This is a genomic window from Microcoleus sp. LAD1_D3, assembly GCF_036702135.1.
Lineage (GTDB): Bacteria > Cyanobacteriota > Cyanobacteriia > Cyanobacteriales > Microcoleaceae > Microcoleus.
This window is the reverse complement of record NZ_JAUBSB010000153.1, coordinates 1-1,862: the sequence shown is the minus strand read 5'-3', so window position 1 is coordinate 1,862 and position 1,862 is coordinate 1. Positions and strand designations below refer to the sequence as shown.

1 protein-coding gene and 1 pseudogene are annotated in these 1,862 nt (G+C 44.3%); both read left to right on the top strand.

The features are described from left to right. Positions 1–590: 590 nt before the first annotated feature. Positions 591–1,349, top strand: a pseudogene (locus QUA74_RS29695) (reverse transcriptase N-terminal domain-containing protein); the annotation flags it as partial. A 321-nt stretch (positions 1,350–1,670) separates the two neighbouring features. Continuing rightward, positions 1,671–1,862: transposase family protein (locus QUA74_RS29690; protein ID WP_333336347.1), on the top strand; the 192-nt coding region annotated here is incomplete at its 3' end.

Here is a 1,862-nt window from a genome sequence, read left to right as displayed (position 1 = left end):
ATAAGTTAATAGTTGGGATTCAATCCAGTCAAGCAAAACTTTCCATTATATCATAAAATTATTTTGCAAGAGGTCTAGTCCTGTCCCTCAGACGTAGAGGTGAAAGCATATCTCCCACTGTAGCGACTAGCCATCAATCGGTGAAGCGGAGGTAAAAGCGGAAAGAGCTACTAGCCTAAAGTGGTATCCCGTAACCAAGTTCCTACGGATAGCGAAAGCAAAGTCACTGTGTGAATCATCGTTATGGCGATCCAGCGAAATAAGGCTTTATACGCTGGTAGTCCCAAAAGGGCATTAGTACAGGGTGGTATGAGGATTTTACTCGACATACGTACGTTACCCAAAAACTCGGTGAAAAGGTGACATCCTAACGGAACAAACCAATGGTTATGAGGAACGAAGTAACCCACCTGATTACTCTCGGAGAGGTCGAATACTTCGAGCAGTCAGCTAAGACGAAACATCTGGATTTCCAGGTAACGGGTGGGAGAGATTGAGTCAAAAGCCAACGCCTCACTGTAATGGTGAGGATATGCTAACGGACTTACGGTAATACGGATGGTATAGCTACAAGTAGCAATGAATATGTTATGAACACGGCAGAAAAACCGATGTATGAATGGAACGATATCAACTGGCGAAAGCTAGAGCGTAACGTTTTTAAATTGCAAAAGCGGATATATCAAGCGTCTAATCGTGGTGATGTCAAGCTAGTACGCAGACTCCAGAAACTGTTGATAAGTTCTTGGGCAGCAAAAGCCGCTTCGGTTCGTCGGGTAACTCAGGATAATCGCGGTAAGAAGACGGCAGGTGTGGACGGCGTTAAATCGCTGACCCCAAAGCAACGTCTCGCGTTGATAAATAAAATATCACTGGGTTCTAAGGTTAAACCAACACGCCGAGTTTGGATACCCAAACCAGGAACAGATGAGGAAAGACCTTTAGGTATACCGACAATGGAAGACCGAGCCTTGCAAGCGTTAGTCAAACTGGTGTTAGAACCAGAATGGGAAGCGCGATTTGAACCTAACTCATATGGGTTCAGACCCGGACGCTCATGCCACGATGCGATAGGAGCAATATACTGTGCGATACACAATAAATCCAAGTATGTGTTGGATGCCGATATCAGTAAATGCTTCGACCGTATTAATCACGATGCACTTCTCAAAAAATTGAATACTTATCCTACCCTACGGAGACAAATCCGAGCTTGGTTAAAAGCTGGTGTTATGGATGGAAACAAGCTGTTCCCAACTGATGAAGGGACACCACAGGGTGGGGTTATTTCACCCCTACTCGCAAATGTTGCCCTACATGGAATTGAGGAATTGATTAGGGGTTTAGCCCCAGGGTAAGCTCATCTAATTTGGTATAAATTGTACTTGACAAAAAGGGCAAGATATAAAGGAGCATCCTGTCAATAGCGGTTCTTTTGAACCCATTTGAGATATTTATGACGCTCGACAGGCAACCGACGCTCGACAGATAAGGGGCGCTCGACAGACAACGGGCGCTCGACTCGCAGCCTCAAAGATGTCAAATGGGTTCTATAATACTGCTTCATCTGTGTCACGAATGGTGAGGAAAAATTAATGGAGAAAGGATTCAATCGTGTTGTGAATGAGGCAAAATCATCACCGAAACCCGACAGGTCTCAACCACTCTCCATGCAACACTTACGAGCTTGCTTATCAACTTATTTTGATGACATACCAGATCCGAGAGTAGAGCGAACTAAACAACATTTACTTAAAGACATTCTGGTCATTACCATATTAGCTACGATTGCAGGAGCTCAGGGGTGGGAAGACATCGAAAATTATGGACTCAGCAAGCAGCAATGGTTAGAAGAATTTTTA